The sequence below is a fragment of the Pleionea sp. WD8-19 genome (assembly GCF_055326765.1).
Map to the genome: position 1 here is coordinate 84,488 of NZ_JBUZOU010000017.1, position 18,721 is coordinate 103,208.

Sequence of the window (18,721 nt, forward strand, 5' to 3'; positions counted from 1 at the left end):
GAATAGAGGACGTTAAAGAATGAAACGAACAATAATTTGGACCAGTGTGATCTCCGCGCTTTTTGCTGGAAATCAGGCTGTGGCTGCGGAAAAAGTCAGTGTCGCTCAATTTGAGAGCACATTTGAAAATGTGAATAAACAAGCCAATTTATCTAAGCAAGATATTTTAAAGAATCAATTTAAATTAGAAAAAGACAATAGTTTTAAAAGCATTAAGCAGTTGGTTGATGCGAAAGGAAATACCCATAACCGATATCAACAGTATTATAAGGGTGTTCCAATTTGGGGTGAGCAAATTACCACGCATGAAAATAAGCGCAGTGGTAATGTTTATTATTCTGGTAATTTACTGACTAAGCTCGATAAAGATTTAGGAAACACTGTTTCACCTAAATTAGCGAAAACTGACATTCTTTCTTCTGTGAAAAAGAAAGCTGAAACTAAACTCGGTAAGTTAACTGACTTTAGTCGTGAAGAAGCTGAGTTGGTTGTTTATTTTGAAGAAAAACTGAAGAAGGCGCATTTAGCGTATCACGTTGAAATTATGGCACATGACGCAAGTGGTTATTTGATTCGTCATATGTTTATTGTGGACGCAAATAATGGTGCCGTGTTAAAGCATTGGAACGCGCTTCAACATTTTGACGTGACTGGGCCGGGTGGTAACGAAAAGGTTGGTCGCTACGAGTTTGGCACTGACTATGATGCATTAAACGCTACAACGGATGATGAAGTTACGTGCGTTTTAGAAAATGAAAATGTTCGTGCAGTCGATCTGAATCACTCTACGAGTTCCAGCATTAATACACCGTTTTCATTTGATTGTTCAGAAAATACCTATAAAGAAATTAACGGTGCTTACTCGCCCATTAATGATGCCTTCTATTTTGGAAATGTTGCCTTTGATATGTTTGATGACTGGTACAACACAGCGCCTCTTCCATTTCAGTTGTCAATGAAAGTGCATTACGGTTCAAGTCATGAAAATGCTTATTGGACCGGTTCAGCAATGTTGTTTGGTGATGGTGCCAGCACATTTTATCCATTAGTTGATATTAATGTTTCTGTTCATGAAGTGAGTCATGGGTTTACCGATTTTAACTCCGATCTGATTTACAGTGGCGAGTCTGGAGGAATGAACGAAGCGTTCTCGGATATCGCCGGTGAGGCAGGTGAGTATTACTGGAAGGGTTCAGTAGACTGGTTTGTTGGTGGCGATATTATGAAAAGCGAAGGTGGGTTGCGTTATTTTGAAACACCTTCTAATGACGGTATTTCTATCGACCATTACTCAGAATACTATGATGGCCTCAATGTTCATTACAGTAGTGGGCTTTTTAATCGAGCGTATTATTTGCTCTCGAATATGGAAGGCTGGGATCCGAAAAAAGCGTTTGATGTATTTGTTTTAGCCAATCAAGCTTATTGGACGCCTAGTGAAACCTTTGCAAATGGTGCTTGCGGATTGATAAATGCGGCTAACGACTTAGAGTATGATTGGCTAGCGGTTTACGTTGCAACACAAACGGTTGGTACTGAGTGTCAAAATGCCGCGGTAGATGAAGACAACGATAATATGTCGGATATCAAAGAGCTGATTTACGGTTTTGACCCTACCGATCCTAGTGACGCCGACTCTGACTTTGATGGCGATGGCATTACCAACAAAATCGAGTTTATACGCGGCTACGATCCGAAAGACAAAGATAGCGATAATGATGGTTTATCCGATGGTGATGAGTACCTCAATATAGGTACTTTGGTTGATGACTCTGACTCAGATGATGACCAAATTCCTGATGGATGGGAAGTTGCCAATGGGCTTAATCCTATGTTGGCGAGCGATGGTGCACTTGATGCGGACGAAGACGGTTACTCGAATTTAGAAGAGTATGTGGCGTCGACGGATCCAAATGATGAAACCAGTTATCCTGCAGTTGTTAACTACATTAATCGTAATTTAATTTACGATTTTGAAAGTCAGGAAATGCCGGACTTTACACTGTATCCGGGCATTAATGACGGATTTGAAATTACCGACAATCACGCTGCCGGTGGAACCTATAGCGCACAAAGTGTTGATATTAATAACAGTGAGTGGGCTGTGGTTGAGTTAATGGCTCAAGCCGAAGACGGTTTCTTAACGTTTGATCTGAAAACATCCACCGAATCGGGATGGGATTATTTCCGTTTGTACATTGATTACGAACAGGTGTTTTCGGAGTCTGGCGAAAAAGATTGGCAACAGGTCTCTGTTCCGATTACTGCGGGTGAGCATGTCATCACTTTTGCTTATGCGAAAGACGGTAGTATTAGCTCGGGTGACGATAGTGTTTGGATCGACAACGTGTTTTATACCGGAATGGCGACGGATACTGATGGTGATTCCATGGTTGATGAGTGGGAAATCACTTATGGCCTGGACATTAACGATGCGTCTGATGTCGACGGTGACTTAGACAGTGATGGTTTATCCAATTTACAAGAGTACAACGCTTACACGGATCCGACTCAAACCGATACCGATGGCGATGGTCTTTCCGATGCCGATGAGTTGAATACACATTTCACTAATCCGAGTGCGTCCGATACGGATGGGGATACCATTAATGATGGTTTGGAGTTGAGTGTTGGACTCAATCCATTGGATGCAAATGATGGTACTGAAGACTTGGATGCCGATGGTTTTGATAATCGAACAGAAGCTAAGTATCAAAGCGAAATGGATAACGGTGCGAGTACTCCCAATGCACAGGCTTACTTTATCAATCACTTTGGTGGAGCGTTAAACGAAAGCTGGACTCAAGCCGCAAACTTTGCTGAGACTTGGAATGTTGCTAACGGTCGATTGATTGCTGATCCTATTTCTAATAATAAATCGGCGGTTATCGAGTTTATGGATGTGTTCCATGCCGGGACCTTAAGCTTCCATCTGAACTCCGATACTGAGCAAGATATGGATTACTTCCGGCTCTATGTTAACGATGAGTTACGAGCTGAATACAGTGGTGTTTTTGCCGGTGAGTTGGTTTCTACTGAGTTAGCATCTGGAGAGCATACGATCCGTTTGGAGTACAGTAAAAACACTTACTTATCGACGGTCACTGATCGCGTTTCTATTGACTCGTTTATGTTCGTTGCTCCGAATATGGACTCTGACAACGATGGGCTAACCAACGGTGAAGAAGTGGATACCTATGGTACGGATCCTTTGCTAGCCGATACCGACGGTGACGGTCTTTCCGATGGTGATGAAATCAATATCTATCACACTAATCCAAAGAGTGCAGACTCAGATGGCGATGGTGTCAATGATAATGCCGATCTTTTCCCGAACGACGGCAGTCGCTGGACCGAAAGCGGTGGTGCGATCTATTACCTTCTGTTAATGCTAGGATTACTGGCATTCCGACGAAAGGCTTGATAACACCAACAAGGGCATCGTAAGATGCCCTTTTTTTTATCGCTGCTGTTTATGCCCATTTCTCCTCTTCAACTTTCGCAATACTTTCAACCTCTTTTTCCCGATCCGGACACCGCCCGCCTGGATATCGAAATTTTGCTGAGTCATGAGTTGAACATAAACCGGGCGTCGTTACGAGCATACGCAGACCAAGCATTGAACGAAGCTCAACTCAGCAACTCAATAAAACTGTTCAATCGTCGAATTAAAGGTGAGCCAGTCGCATATATACTGGGTGAGTGGGAATTTTTTTCGTTACCGATTAAGGTGACGCCCGATACTTTAATTCCAAGGCCGGAAACCGAATTGCTGGTGGAGCGTGCGTTGGCGTTATTGAAAAGTATTGAGCGTCCGAAAGTACTTGATCTTGGCACCGGAACCGGCGCGATTGCTTTGGCGATAAAACATCAACGACCGGATGCGGAAGTTTACGCCATTGAGTATTCTTCCGGCGCATTGGCGGTTGCGCAAGAGAATGGACAAAAGCTCGATTTGAACCTTCATTTTTATCTTGGTAGCTGGTTTGAGCCATTACCTTCCGGTTTGCAATTCGACGTGATCATTAGCAATCCACCTTATGTTGCCCATGATGATCCACATTTAAAACAGGGTGATTTACCTTACGAGCCTTTGTCTGCCTTGACTGCTGGTGTCGATGAACTTGCAGACATTTCTACCATCACAGATCAGAGTCGGTGCTTTTTAAAAAAGGGCGGTGCTTTGTTGATAGAGCACGGCTACAACCAAAAATTACCGGTTCAAAAGTTATTTCGGAGCGCCGGGTTTCAAAAGGTACGCACTCATCAGGATTATGGCCAACAGGATCGTTTTACCGAAGGATGGCACACTCACGATTGAGGGCTTGACAGACCAACGCATTTAAAATATAAATGATAATCATTATCAATAAGGTGGTCGGTCTGTGATGAGTCATGCAAAAGGGTTGGCACAATGGGAGCATCAAATACTAAAAGGTGATGATTATTTTCACCGTAAACAGTTTTTAGAAGCTGCGGTGTGTTTTGAAAAAGCGGTAGATACAATTCAACGCCACTTAACTCAGCCAACCAAGATGGATGCCTGTACCATTCGATGTTTTGTATTAGGCTGTCAAAATACGGCCTACAGTGCCGCGCTAGCAGGTAAAAAGCATTTGGCTGAACACTATTATCGATTATGTTTTTCCCAATTAGAGCAGTGGAGTCATTTTCCTTTTGCACATAAGTACAAAGAGTTGCTTGAGCTGGAAGCGGAAAATGCTTATCGCAGTTATTGGCGCTTTCTAAACCAGCAAAAGAAAACGCCGTCTAAAATTCAAAGTCGCGTTTACCAATTTATTGAAGGGGTGAAGTATTGGCAAAAGCCAAAGCAAAGCCCTGGCTTACGAGTCAGTTTACTTTTGTTTTAACTTTTTAGGCTTTAAATCAAGCACATAACCTTCGTAGTACTCGGGGTCGCACACATACCATTCGCATAACTCGACTTTTGCAAAATCGTTACAGGCTTCAGCAAGGTTTAAAAAGGGTTCTCGTCCCGGATCGGCCAGAATGATGCGTTTCACACCTCCGTTAAATGCGCGCATTATCATTTTACGAAGCATTTCGGCCAGCTCGTCCCAAAAGCAAATATCGCCGCCAATCAACAAGTTATATTTTGAAAGCTGCTTGTTGGTCAGTTTATCGTATGAGCGCGTTAGCTTTTTAACTGAAACATCGTTAAGTGCCGCTTGAACCTCCAAGTACGGAAAGACATTTTCGTCAACATCGAGACCCGTTACAGAACGCACACCATTCTTGGCACAATAGATGGCGGCGGCTCCCCAACCACAACCGAGTTCCAGCACATCGGATGTTCGTTTTAAAACATTGTGAGTTTGAAAATAGTCCATTAACAGGTAGCTGGAAGCCCAGGTTTTATGGCCATGTACGTTGGGCTCATAACAACTCTTCAGCTGTTTTACCAGCCGGTGTTTGTTTTCCAGCAATATGATATTGAATACATTAAATAAATTGTTTTCGGGTAACTCAATAACTTCTGGCAAAACCTATCCCCTCAAATAAAGTGTATAAAAATCAAAGCACTAAACTACGAACTTCTTTCTATTGAAACATTTTCCTTATTTTGAAAGTAAAATTCTACCCTAATCAGTAATCAAAAATATTTTATTTATGGATATTTGTTATCAAAGCTTACTGTTGATTGCATTTGGATCTCCTATAGTTAGTTGAGGGGCCTCTGAAAAGAATTGTTACAGAGGCGTCTATTGGAACTCCTTAGAGGGTTTCGCAGTAGGCACAACAATATCGCTGGAGTTATGTATGCAGTTAATTTCACGCTCTATTGCTTTGGGGGTTGGCCTGGTCGGCGCATCTACCTCCCTAGCTATTGGATTAGGAAACGCAGAGAATAATGGATTTATTAATGAACCCCTTAACGTACTGATTCCTTTATACGGTGATCCTCTCGACTTTGAAATGCTAACAGCCCGGCTGGCTGACGAAAAAGCTCACGAACGAGTGGGTAGTCTTTATCCGATGGTGATGCCCAGACTGAGAGCTCGAGTATTACAGCAGCAGAGCGGGCACTTTTTGGAACTGAGTACATTGGGGCGAATTAAAGAGCCTTATGTTGATATTGTAGTGCGTGTCGACTTTCCTGGAGGAACGCTTTATAAACAAGTGGTTTTGTTACTCGATCCTCGTTCATTGCAATCGGTAAGAGCCTCAACGGTTGAATCTGAATCGACTTCTAAGGTTCAGACAACAACGGCGATTACTGCTAAAGCGCCAGAGACTTTACCGACCTCACGAATTACGGCAGGCAGTTCTCAGAAACAGGGCGTAAGAAATGCGTCTGGTACCAGTCGGTTGGTTGAGCGAGGCGATAGTTTGTGGGCTCTGGCGAAAAACTGGCAAATGGAAGGTGTTTCGCTGCGGCAGAAAATGACAATATTATTTGAGCGTAATACCGGCGCATTTTTGAATCGTGATCCGAGCCAATTAATGGAAGGGGCCTCTTTCATTTATCCGGATTCCGTTAAGTCTACAGCCGGTACTCTACCCAGTGTGTCTTCTCCAACTTTAAGTGCACCGCAGCTTACTTCACTAGAGGGTCAAGTTACAGCCGAGCAAAACGCTGAACTTACACAATCATTACGAACGGAGTTAGCCGAGCAACAACAACGGCTGCAAGATGCACGTGCGACTAATCAACAGTTAAAGCAACGGTTATTGTTACTGCAACAACAGATGGGCAATATTCGATTACAAGATGCGGCCAGTCAAATTCTTAAAACGCCTGTGATTAATAAAACACCTCAAGTGGAGTCGTCGCAATCTGCTACTTCAGCTGAGGCGCAGTGGCATCCTGGTGTGAGTCTCACAACCACAGAATCAACAGACTCTGTTTTCGTCAATGATGCGCCTATTAGTGCTCAACCAAAGGTAAGCGATGACCGAGTCACGACCCCAGGTTGGTGGAATTTTTGGACGGGGTTACTTGCAGGTAGCGCCTTACTCTTATTCTTAATGAAATTGATGGGACGCTTTTCTTCACGTCGCAATTTAATCAAAATACAACAGGTATTTGATGAAGCTGACACTCATATTGAACGTGAAAAACATTTGCGTGTTCCAGAAATTAAAGACTTGCCATTACCCAGCATTTACTCAGTACCACAACAAATTACTCAGTTAAAAGCGGCCGCTGAACTTTATATTGAGCACGGACGTTACGACTTGGCGAAAGCGGTTGTTAATTCCAAACTGATACAGTTTGCTGGTAACAGTTATTTTGTTAATGAGTTAGAAGAATTAAGAAGTTGGATCCAAAAAGCCATTGATGAACATGTCAAACATGATATGGAAGGCAAACTGACGCCGGAAGAATTGGATGCATTACGCAACTCTGAGTCAGAAATGCAAGTTGAAGATGAACTCAACTATGTCGATTCAGGTTTATGGGATAAGAAAGTTTCCTAAGTTAATTACCAACTAGAAGCCATCACAAAGAAATTTTTTGAGATGGCTACTTATAATCAAGGGCCATTAGCATAGCTGATGGCCCTTTGTTTGTTGTATCTTATCGATAATCTATTCAGCACTAGAGTGTGACATGTTCCGGAACCTGTTTCAGCCGCTACTTGACGCCTTGGTTCGTATCAATATTTGTTTAGCGTTGTTGAGTTTCAGTGCCGTTCCACTCGATGCTGCTGATAAGCTATATCGGTGGGTTGATGAAAAAGGAAAAGTGCACTATTCCGATAAGCCACCTTCTCAACACGATTATACCAGCCAAAAATTATCCGCTGAGTCGCATTTTTCAAGCAGCGAAAACCTTGCTCCAATACCACCGGCGCCGGATCTTTTTCCTTCCACCATTTGGGTGGTGACTCGCCCTGATTTATTTGCAGATGCTGTGCGTAAATCAGGTAAGGCAGGGTATTATTATTTTGGTGAAAACTGCGTTTCACCTACCGCAATAGAATTTAACAATCTCATTAATAATGGTAAACATTCGAGGTTGTTGCCTCATGAGTCATTGTGGTCTTATCGAGTCGCAAAAACGTTAAATCAGAAAGGTTACAAAGCGGTTAGTTCTGATTACGCAAGTTTGGCAGATAAACTTAAAAAGCGTCCAATTAATGTACTGTTTTTGGAAATTCATGCGCTCGATTTGAGAGTGTGTTATTCATCACCGGAAAAGTACCGTAAAAAAGGACCTCGTTCGGGATACGATCCAACACAGTTTGGTTGGAGTAAGTTTCGACGTTTTCAGGTGTATCTCAAAATTAATTGGTGGATTCAAAACAGCAGTGGAAACAAGTTGCTATTTCGTTCTCAAACAGAGTTCAGTACTTCTCCTTGGGTTGAGACACACTCAGTAGCAGATGGTGTGCTGAGTGCTTTAGAAGGTGCCGCTACCAATCTTTTGGCAGATCCAAAGTTTGTTGTTCATTTACAAAGCCAATCTCGTGAAGAAAACAGCAACGACTCTTCTTTTTTTTCGGGCATTGGAATAAGCAATTACATGACCAAAGCCAAAATAGCAAAAGTAATGAGTTATATGAGAAACGCGAAAATGGTTTTGCTGGAATATTATATGCGAGAAGGAACTTGGCCGGATGATGTAATGAAATTGCAAAACCTGGGAGCCCCGGAGTACCTTGAAAACTATGGTATCAAACGCTTGCAATTGGAAGCGGATGGTACGCTTACCGCGTATGTTGACTTTGAAGAGCATGGTTTTATTTCTTTCAAACCTAACTTAAGACACAGTCATGTGCAGTGGCAGTGCTTCGGTAGTTTTCCTGAAGCTATTATGGCTTCTATGGCTTGTAGCTCCATCTATGAATAATCGTATTACGGATTTAAATGTTTATTTTTTACCATTGAGGGTTTATTTAATGCTCAGAACGATTTGTAAAAGTGTTGATTGATATTTCTCTGTAATATTCCATGGTGATGAAAGACTAGGGCGAACAATTGCTCGTTGATGTGTTTTGTGAACAGTTAACGACATAATTTGTTGCAAATCTACAGCAATTGGAAACTGGGAGTGCCAATATGACTGATTTAGCATGTTGGCGACCATAATAAACCGGTGTCACACCACACCTTCACCAAAATAGGAAAACACAATGACATTCATGAAAACTTTGGCCGCTTCTTTGCTGGTTTCGGGCTCTATGTTGGCACAAGCTGTTAATGTTGACGAAATAATTTCCACTTACCATGAAAATATTGGTGGTGCCGATAAGCTAGCCAGTTTAACAGGGATTAAAATTAAAGGGACTTTTCAGCAGGGGCAAATAAAATTTCCAATGGAGATCGTTCAGCTCGCTTCGGGCAAACAGTACAACAAACTTTCGGTTCAAGGTAAGGAAATAAAGCAGGGTGTATTTGATGGTGAAACACTATGGAACATCAATTTTATGACTATGAAGGCTGAAAAATCGGAAGCGGAAGCAACACACAATAGAAAGCTCGATGTTAATGATTTTCCAGATGTGTTTTTAAACTACAAAGAAAAAGGTTATACCCTGGAGTTGATGGGAAAAGAAACCGTTGACGGTGCAGAAACCTATAAAGTGAAAGTAGAACTTGAGCCGATCCAAGTCGAAGGTAAAGAAGTAGCCAATGTTTCGTATTATTATTTTGATACTGAAGCGATGATCCCATTGATGGTTGAAAGTGAAATAAAGCGCGGTCAAAGTAAAGGTATGATCCAGCAAATTAAAATGAGTGACTACCAAGAAGTTGATGGGCTTTACTTTCCTTTTACTTTAACGCAAGGCATTAAAGGTCAGGGAGAGACGCCTATGACAATCGAGTCCTATGAGTTGAATCCAAAAGTTGCCGATGCGGAGTTCGTTTTTCCGGAGCAAAAATAATCAGGATCCTTTTTAAATAGGAGTCACAATATGAAAAAAACACTGTTGGGGGCAGCGGTCGGCGTGACGGTTGCTCTGGCAGCGCCGGTTGTCGACGCTGCCAAATTATCGGGTAAAACGTTGTTCGGCGATCTCCAGGCGCGTCATATTGGTCCTGCTTTAATGAGTGGACGTTTTGGTGACTTGGAAGGGCATCCATCGAACAGTCGGGTGATTTATGCGGGTGCTGCTGGTGGCGGAGTATGGAAATCCACAAATGGTGGCGCAACCTTTCAACCGATTTTCGATGAGCACCCACAATCTATTGGCGCCATTGAAGTGGATCCGAATGATCCTGATCATACGATTTGGGTTGGTACGGGTGAAATTTGGACACGCAACAGCGTATCGGTCGGTGATGGTTTATTCCGCTCAAAAGACGGCGGATTGAATTGGGAAAAAATGGGCTTTGAAGGATCGGAAAGGATCAGCAGCGTCATTGTTAACCCTAAAAACAGCAACGAAATATACGTAGGTGTGTTAGGAGCTCTGTGGGGCGACAGTGATCAACGCGGTGTTTATAAGTCGAACGATGGTGGGAAAAGTTGGAAGCAGTTGCTGTATCTCGATCAGTCCACCGGTTGTAATGATCTGATCATGGATCCGAAAAATCCAAATGTTCTTTATGCGGCGATGTGGGAGTTTCGTCGAACCGCCTGGTCATTTAACTCTGGCGGTAATCAAAGTGCTTTGTACAAGTCAACCGATGGTGGCCAAACTTGGAATAAAATTCATAACGGGTTTCCGGAGGGTAAGCTTGGCCGAATTGCCGTATCGGTTGCGCCTTCTCAACCCAATCGCTTATACGCCGTTTTAGAAACGGAGAAAGACGAAGACAAAGGCCTTTATCGTTCCGATGATGCGGGTAAAAGCTGGCAGCATTTAAACGGCGATTTTGGTCTGGTTGTACGTCCCTTTTATTTTTCTCGGATTGTCGTTGATCCTAAAAATCCCGATGTGGTTGTTAAAGGCGGGTTGCGGGGTTCCATCAGTCGTGATGGTGGTAAAACGTTTACCAATTTGGGCAACATGCACCCTGATATTCATGACATTTGGTTTGACCCCCACGATTCCGATCGTATGTATGTGGCAACCGATGGTGGTGTATATCGCTCTTGGGATGGCGGTACAACGTTAGAAATGGTTGAAAATATGCCGGTGTCCCAGTTTTATCATATCAGTCTTGATGATGCAGAACCTTACAACGTGTACGGAGGCTTACAAGACAACGGTTCTTGGTATGGACCGTCACAATCGCCGGGCGGTATCGAAGCGAGAGACTGGAATTCCGTTGGCTATGGTGATGGATTCCGTGTTCTGAAACATCGCAAAAAGAATATTATTTATTCGGAAATGCAGGGCGCCGAAAATGTTTGGCGTTACGATGTTGAACGTAATCAAACCAAAACCATTCAACCGTTACCGGAAAAAGGTGATCCGGATTTACGGTTTAATTGGAATGCGCCGATTGCGTTAAGCGAGCACGAAGCGGATCGTATTTATATTGGCAGTCAGTTTTTACATAAATCGGATGATATGGGTGACACTTGGGAAAAAATTTCACCCGATTTAACGACGAACGATCCTGCCAAACAAAATCAGCTCGATTCTGGAGGCTTGTCAAAAGACAACTCTGGCGCTGAAAACCATTCGACGATTTTTACCATTGCAGAGTCACCACTGGACGACGATGTGATTTGGGTTGGAACGGATGATGGCAACGTTCAAATAACCACGAATGGCGGAGACGACTGGCGTAATGTTGTTGGTAACATTTCAGGCTTACCGAAAAACACCTGGGTGTACCATATAGAAGCAAGTAGCCACGATAAAGCCACGGCTTATGCTGTTTTTGATGGCCATACCGCTAATGATGGGAATACCTATGTGTATAAAACCAGTGATTACGGTAAAACGTGGAAGTCGTTAGCAAAAGACAATCTCTATGGTTTTGCTCGCAGTATTCAGGAGGATTTTGTTAACCCGGATTTGTTGTTCCTAGGTACCGAGTTTGGGTTGTTCATTACGATTGATGGTGGTGATAATTGGTATCGTTTTACTAATAACATGCCTGCCACTGCGGTACATCATATTGAAATGCACAATCGCACCAGCGATTTGGTTATGGGGACCCACGGACGTGGCGTTATTATTCTTGACGACATCAGCCCATTGCGTGAATTGAATTCGGAAGTTTTGGAAAAAGACGTTCACTTTTTTAGTACTAAGCCAACCATCATTCGAGAAGAGAGCGGTTTTGGGGGCGCAAGTGGGGAAACTCAATTTGTGGGCAAAAATCCGAACCGTTCGGCAAAAATTACGTACTACCTGAAAAAGCGTCACATCTTTGGAAAAATGGAAATGAAGGTGTTTGATGAAGCGGGCAACAAAGTGGCTGATCTGCCGGTTGGAAAATCGAAAGGCATCAATGTCGTCAGTTGGGATTATCATTTAAAACCACCGAAAATTGCGACGGGTAAAACGTTCTCTTTTGGTGGATTTACTTCGCCTAGAGCAAAAGCGGGTACTTACAAAGTGGTATTAACGAAAGGTAAGCAAACTTACGAGACACAGATCGAATTGAAAAACGATCCAAGCTCATTGTTATCCAGCCGCGAGCGTCGTCGTTTACAAGATACCACCATGAAGCTTTACGATATGACGCAGGATCTGGCCTATTTTGTTTATCAGGTGGATCAACATGTTGCTGCTATCGGTGATGACAATGAACGTTTGAATCCTTTCAAGCAATCACTGATTGAGCTCAAGAAAAGTCTGGTGATCACTACCGGAGATAACTATGTTGGATCTGCTGAGCCGGAATTGCGTGAAAAACTGGCGGAGTTGTACAGCAAAGTGACCGCTGGCTTTGTGGCGCCTTCGGAAGCCGAGCTGAATAATATGACTTTGCTGGAAGAAGAGTTTAACCTGGCCAAGCAAAAGTTTGCGGAGCTTAAGTTGCATTACAAAAATGAATTGAGTAATCAATCGGACTTGAAAGTTGCCCTTAAAAGCTTCGATGACTTTGTCATGGAATAATCGTTGTCATGAATTAATCGTTTGAAAACTCCAGCGACCTCTTTGAGGTCGCTTTTTTATAAATCTGTATTAGTACGTTGGCACTTTACTCCGCACGTTCTTTCACCTGTTTCTTCTCTATTGCCTTTGCGTTTTTAAGGCCGGCCACTCCACCATTACCCGCCCAACTAAAAATCACCCACTTTCAAGCATTTAGCTTTTCACCCCTAAAAAGAGCTGGATAACCACTTGAATAAATGCTACTTATATAAGTAGTTATTGTTGTTTGTTATCGCCAAAGTAGTCCAGTGTCATCAAAAAACTCATTAAACCAATTACTGAATAACCCTGCGTTGTGGCAGGCATCAAGTGTAATGGCAGTACGGCCGGTGGCGAGTACCGGTTTTGCCAGGCTTGATGCCTTGCTACACGATGGCGGTTGGCCGCAGGGGGCTTTAAGTGAGTTATTACTGACCGGCAATGGTGTTGGAGAGCTGCGTTTATTATCCCCGCTGTTAACGCACCTGGCTTCACAAGCCGGTTATCAGGTGTGGATCAATCCCCCGTTTCTACCTTATGCGCCAGGAATGAACAAGTTGGGGATAGCGCTTAGTCGGCTGTTGGTGGTTCGTGTTTCCAAGCTTGAGCAACAGGTTTGGTCAGCCTATCAGGCGCTGATCTCGAAAGCCTGTTCGGTGGTACTTATCTGGCTGCCAGGAGCGGGCGCTTACAAAAATGAGCTGCGTAAATTGTCGGTGGCTGCGCGGCAGGCGCAGTCTTGGGGCATTGTATTGCGCAGCGACAGGGCGTCGGTGCACCCGTCACCGGCACGGTTACGCCTTCAATTAGCCATGCAGCAAAATGGAGAAGGTCACATAACGGTGCTTAAACAGGCGGGCGGTTGGAGTGGACAACACGTATCGCTGAACTTATGGCCGGAGCAACAACACTGGAGTGCGTTACCTGCCTGTGACTGGCCGGTGTTTTATTCTCAGCAAAAGCAAACACCTTTGGGCTCTGAAGCTTCATCTGCGGCTCAAGAACTGAAGCGCTGGTTAGCTGGAATGGAGCAGGCCGCAGCTGAAACTCACAAACAGGTTCTAACCCATTAAGGAGAATAGCAATGTGGCTGTGCATTCGTTTTACCTTATTGCCGTTGGAGGCTTTGTGGCTTGATACTGACTTGAAACAAGCGATTGCGGTTAGCGAGCAACAACACATTATTTGTTGTAACGCTATCGCTCATCAACAGGGTGTTCGAGTCGGACAAAGTGTATCGACCGGTTATGCGGTATGCGATGAGTTAAAAGTCGTTGAACGTAATCCAGAACAAGAGTGGCTGCAGCTTAAAAAAATGGCGTTATTGGCTTACCCATTTTCTCCGGTGCTGACGTTGTGGCGACCGAATGCCCTGTTAATCGAAATTGGTCGCAGCCTGAGTTTGTTTCATGGCCTGACAAATTTGTTGGAAACATTGCAATCCTGTTTTTTGCAGCAGGCAATGTCTTTTGCCATGGCAATAGGACCTACTCCCAAGGCTGCGGAGGTGTTTTCTTTTTCACCTCTCGGTGACTCGACTCAATTGTGGGATGAGGACGAACAATATTTTGAGCAAGATCGTTTTCGGGAAGCACTTTATGCTTTACCGCTAGCACAGTTGCAACTAGACGGTGCTATTCATCAAAAAATGTCTGCCATTGGGCTTAAAACAGTCGGTGAGCTTTACCAGTTATCAGAGCGCGCACTGGCAAAACGATTAGGTCGTGATTGTGTGCGTTATTTGCAGCAGCTAACGGGAGACTTGCCAGACGTACAAACGTGCTTTCAACCGGACATTACCTTTGAACAGTCGCTGGAATTTATCGATGTCATTCATCATCAGCAAGCTTTGTTATTTCCTATGCGTCGATTACTGGAAGACTTATTGCAATTTTTAAGGCTTTATCAAAAAACGACTCAGTGCCTATCTTGGCAACTGCAAGACAGTTATCGACAACAGACAGAGTTTGAAGTGCTCCTGGTGGATGCTTACATGGATGTGACGTCTTATTTGGAGTTAACGCGATTACGACTCGAGTCGATCCGTTTAACAGGGCCTATTGAGCGTATTGTTTTATCAGCGGTTCAGCTGAGCGACTTAACAACGACGGAAGCGTCATTGTTTTCGCAATGTGAAACCTTCAAAGATGATCTGCATTTTGCCAATAAAATTCGAGCCCGTTTTGGGCAAGGCAGTTGCGTAGGGTTAATTGAAAAAGATCAATGTGTGCCGGAGTTGGCGTCAAAGTTTTCGGCTAACGTTGCTGAAGCGGGGGCTTTGTATTCCAACCAACCATCTTCTAATACTGATCGGGAATGTACGCCTGAGCGTCCGGCTTGGTTATTGCCTGAGCCTCAGTTTATTGGGCATGAACCGCACGGTTTATATTGGGATGGTAAGTTATCAATCGTGTCTCAAGTGGAACGTATTGAACATTTTTGGTGGAAAAAAAAGGTGGTTCGCGATTATTACGTAGCTCAGCATCAAAATGGCGTGTTTTATTGGGTATTTTTTGACACTGAAAAAAAACGCTGGTTTGTTCAAGGTGTATTTGCCTGATTTTTATGGGCATGAAAGTGATGAATTATTACGAGCTGTTTGTACAAAGTAACTTTACTTTTCTTACCGGCGCATCGCACCCGGAAGAGCTTGTTCGTGAAGCCAAGGAAAAAGGTTATGCCGGTATTGCGATTACCGATGAATGTACTTTTGCTGGAATTGTTCGTGCGCATGTGGCAGCAGAAAAATACGATATAAAACTGATTGTGGGTGCTTATTTTCGTGTGGATTTTGCATCCGAAAAAGAGATGGAGTTATTGCTTTTATGCCCGACTAAAGAGGCTTACGCAGAAGTCTCATCATTAATTACACGCGCTCGACGTCGTACTGAAAAAGGAAAATATCAGCTTAAATTTTCTGATCTGGAAGGGTTTGTCGAGCAAGCGTTGGCGATCTGGCTGCCCCCAAAGTCAGAAGGACAAGCGAAAAAACAGTTGGTGGCATTGAATGCTATTTTTACTCAGCGACTCTGGATAGGATTTCATCGGTTGCTGCATCATGACGATTATCGTTTTTATTGTCAGTGTTTGTCGTTGGCTGAAGAGTTTCAGTTACCGATGGTGGCGCATAACCGGGTATTAATGCATTCCCCTGAGCGCTTGCCGTTGCAACACTGTTTAACCGCTATACGTTTAAATAAAACCATTCCGTCATTGGGGAGTGAATTGCTATCCAATGGAGAGCAACACTTGCGTGATTTGAGTGTGTTAAATGAGCTTTATCCACTGTTGTTGTTAGAAGAAACGCATGCTATTGCAGAACGTTGTTGCTTTTCGCCAAGTGATTTGAAGTACGACTACCCACACGAAGTGATCCCCAAGCAGTTAAAACCCATCGATTATTTACGAAGCTTGTGTTACGACGGCGTGAAACAACGCTGGCCCGATGGTGTTTCTGAAAAAACACTCGCAACGTTAGAAAAAGAGCTTTCGGTTATCGAAACATTAAAGTATGAGCATTATTTTTTAACCGTTTACGATATTGTTGCTTTTGCACGAAGAGAAAATATTTTATGTCAGGGGCGAGGGTCGGCTGCCAACTCTGTGGTGTGTTATTGTTTAAGGATTACCGAGGTGGACCCGGAAAAAAGTGAACTTTTGTTTGAACGTTTTATTTCGGCAGAGCGTAATGAGCCGCCTGATATCGATGTGGACTTTGAACATCAAAGACGTGAAGAGGTGATTCAGTACATTTATAAAAAGTACGGTCGAGAACGTGCTGCTTTAGCGGCGACTGTGATTACTTATCGTATGAAAAGCGCGATTCGTGATGTGGGTAAAGCTTTGGGTATTGATGAAGCCTTAGTTAACTATTTATCCAAGTCGTTGGCCTGGTGGGATAAACCAAAGGCATTGAGTGAATACTTTCAATCCAATCAACTTTCGAACTCGGCGTTGATGGCGAAAAATTTTTGTTTTTTAGTGATGGAAATTTTAGGTTTTCCTCGCCATCTTTCACAACATGTCGGCGGCTTTGTCATTACTAATCGTCCCATTGCTACTTTGGTGCCGGTTGAAAACGCGTCCATGCCGGATCGTACCGTGATCCAGTGGGATAAATACGATATTGAAGCCCTTGCGCTATTAAAAGTGGACGTGCTTGGACTGGGCATGTTGTCGATGATTCGCCGCGCGTTGGAAATGACAGCACAGTATTCCAATGTACGGGAACTGGCCGATATTCAGAAAGAGGATCCTCGGGTTTATAACATGTTGTGTAATGGCGATACCGTGGGTGTGTTTCAGGTGGAGTCGCGCGCGCAAATGAGTATGTTACCGCGTTTAAAGCCTCAACGTTTTTACGACTTGGTTATTGAAATTGCCATTGTAAGGCCCGGGCCTATTCAGGGGGATATGGTGCACCCTTATTTACGCAGGCGGGAAGGTGTTGAGCCGGTTGAGTATCCCGATAAAGCGACCGAGAAAGTTTTGGAGCGAACATTGGGTATTCCTATTTTTCAGGAGCAGGTGATCCAACTGGCAATGGTGGCGGCGAGCTTTTCCGGTGGTGAAGCGGATCAGCTCCGACGAGCTATGGCCACTTGGGGGCGCAATGGTGATTTATATCAATTTAAAGAAAAGTTGATCGCCGGTATGTTAAAAAACGGTTACAGCGAAGATTACGCCAATCGACTTTTTGAACAGATGAAAGGGTTTGGCAGTTACGGTTTTCCCGAGTCCCACTCCGCCAGTTTTGCCATTCTTGCGTATTTTTCGGCTTGGTTAAAACGACACCATACCGCCGCTTTTTATTGTGCGTTATTAAACAGTCAACCGATGGGGTTTTATACGCCGTCGCAACTGATCCAGGATGCGCGACGACATCGTATTACGATCTTGCCGATTGATGTGGATCACAGTGAATGGTATTCCACATTGGAAGTTATTGGGCATGGCCGGCTGGAAGAGCATATCGATAAAATTAAAGAGCATCAGCAGCAATTGGCATTGCGTTTAGGATTACACCTGGTTAAAGGGTTTAATCAACAGGCAGCGGAACGTCTGACTAACGAAAGGGATAAACAACCCTGGGGTAACTTGCGCGACTTGGTCATGCGTGCCGAGTTGAATAAAACCGAACGCGATGCTTTGGTGCGTGCTAATAGTACATTGCGTTTTTCAAAGCACCGCTATCAAGCACAGTGGCAAGCCATGGCTTTGGAAGAAAGCAAACCGTTATTTTCTTCCATGGAGCAAGAAGACAGTGACCATTTAAATGACAATGTGATTTTGGCTGCGCCAAAAGAAGTCGATAACATGCTGATGGATTATCAAACCACAGGCTTGACACTCAATCGTCATCCTTTGTCGATATTGAGAGAGTCGCAGCCTGTCGCTCAATGTAAAAAGGCATCCGATTTAAGGCGTATGCATCAGGGGCAATTTGTGAAAGTGGCTGGCGTTGTCACTTGTCGACAAAGACCCGGTACCGCTGCAGGTGTATTGTTTTTAACTTTAGAAGATGAAACTGGAAATATGAATATTATTGTTTGGAAAGACAAAGTGGAGCGCTTTCGTAAAGCCATTCTTGGCAGTCGACTGCTATTGATTAAAGGCACGATTGAACGTGAGCATAAAGTTGTGCATGTGATCGCGGGTTACATTCAGGACATCAGTGAACAATTGCCGCAATTTAAACGCATGTCGCGTGATTTTCATTGAACGCACTCTTTATTTTAAAACGGCGAAAACGCAGAAAAACCGTCTGCGTT

11 protein-coding genes are annotated in these 18,721 nt (G+C 43.7%); 10 read left to right on the top strand and 1 reads right to left on the bottom strand.

Annotated features, from left to right (window positions below; translation table 11 throughout):
* The first annotated feature begins 19 nt into the window (after window positions 1-19).
* The 3 genes from ACTUJY_RS17255 to ACTUJY_RS17265 all read left to right on the top strand — a co-directional run bounded on the left by ACTUJY_RS17255 (window position 20) and on the right by ACTUJY_RS17265 (window position 4,871).
* Window positions 20-3,424: a M4 family metallopeptidase gene (locus tag ACTUJY_RS17255; protein WP_463617370.1), complete on the top strand. Its 3,405-nt coding sequence runs from the start codon at window positions 20-22 to the stop codon at window positions 3,422-3,424.
* Between the two features lie 24 nt (window positions 3,425-3,448).
* Window positions 3,449-4,321, top strand: coding sequence for a peptide chain release factor N(5)-glutamine methyltransferase (gene prmC, locus ACTUJY_RS17260; RefSeq protein WP_463617371.1), 873 nt, complete (start codon window positions 3,449-3,451; stop codon window positions 4,319-4,321).
* 67 nt (window positions 4,322-4,388) lie between these two features.
* Entirely contained in the window at window positions 4,389-4,871 is a 483-nt protein-coding gene (locus ACTUJY_RS17265) for a hypothetical protein (protein ID WP_463617372.1), read from the top strand.
* Here the strand turns inward: ACTUJY_RS17265 and ACTUJY_RS17270 are convergent.
* A complete protein-coding gene (locus tag ACTUJY_RS17270; RefSeq protein ID WP_463617373.1) occupies window positions 4,857-5,504 on the bottom strand; it encodes a class I SAM-dependent methyltransferase in 648 nt (215 codons plus the stop codon). The genes ACTUJY_RS17265 and ACTUJY_RS17270 overlap by 15 nt on opposite strands.
* 277 nt (window positions 5,505-5,781) lie before the next feature.
* Between ACTUJY_RS17270 and ACTUJY_RS17275 the strand changes: the two genes are divergently transcribed.
* The 7 genes from ACTUJY_RS17275 (at window position 5,782) to ACTUJY_RS17305 (ending at window position 18,671) form a co-directional block, all read left to right on the top strand.
* Entirely contained in the window at window positions 5,782-7,443 is a 1,662-nt protein-coding gene (locus ACTUJY_RS17275) for a type IV pilus assembly protein FimV (RefSeq protein WP_463617374.1), read from the top strand.
* A gap of 133 nt (window positions 7,444-7,576) precedes the next feature.
* Window positions 7,577-8,818, top strand: a complete 1,242-nt coding sequence (locus tag ACTUJY_RS17280; RefSeq protein ID WP_463617375.1) for a DUF4124 domain-containing protein — start codon at window positions 7,577-7,579, stop codon at window positions 8,816-8,818.
* Window positions 8,819-9,101: 283 nt separating this feature from the next.
* Complete coding sequence (locus ACTUJY_RS17285; protein ID WP_463617376.1) at window positions 9,102-9,854, top strand: hypothetical protein; 753 nt, start codon at window positions 9,102-9,104, stop codon at window positions 9,852-9,854.
* Window positions 9,855-9,884: 30 nt separating this feature from the next.
* Window positions 9,885-12,932: a WD40/YVTN/BNR-like repeat-containing protein gene (locus tag ACTUJY_RS17290; RefSeq protein WP_463617377.1), complete on the top strand. Its 3,048-nt coding sequence runs from the start codon at window positions 9,885-9,887 to the stop codon at window positions 12,930-12,932.
* Between the two features lie 287 nt (window positions 12,933-13,219).
* The gene (gene imuA / locus ACTUJY_RS17295) at window positions 13,220-14,023 is read left to right on the top strand and encodes a translesion DNA synthesis-associated protein ImuA (protein ID WP_463617378.1); all 804 of its coding nucleotides are present in this window, start codon (window positions 13,220-13,222) and stop codon (window positions 14,021-14,023) included.
* An 11-nt stretch (window positions 14,024-14,034) separates the two neighbouring features.
* Complete coding sequence (locus tag ACTUJY_RS17300) at window positions 14,035-15,510, top strand: Y-family DNA polymerase (protein ID WP_463617379.1); 1,476 nt, start codon at window positions 14,035-14,037, stop codon at window positions 15,508-15,510.
* Between the two features lie 20 nt (window positions 15,511-15,530).
* On the top strand, window positions 15,531-18,671 hold the full coding sequence (locus ACTUJY_RS17305) for an error-prone DNA polymerase (RefSeq protein ID WP_463617380.1): 3,141 nt from the start codon (window positions 15,531-15,533) through the stop codon (window positions 18,669-18,671).
* Window positions 18,672-18,721 lie beyond the last annotated feature (50 nt).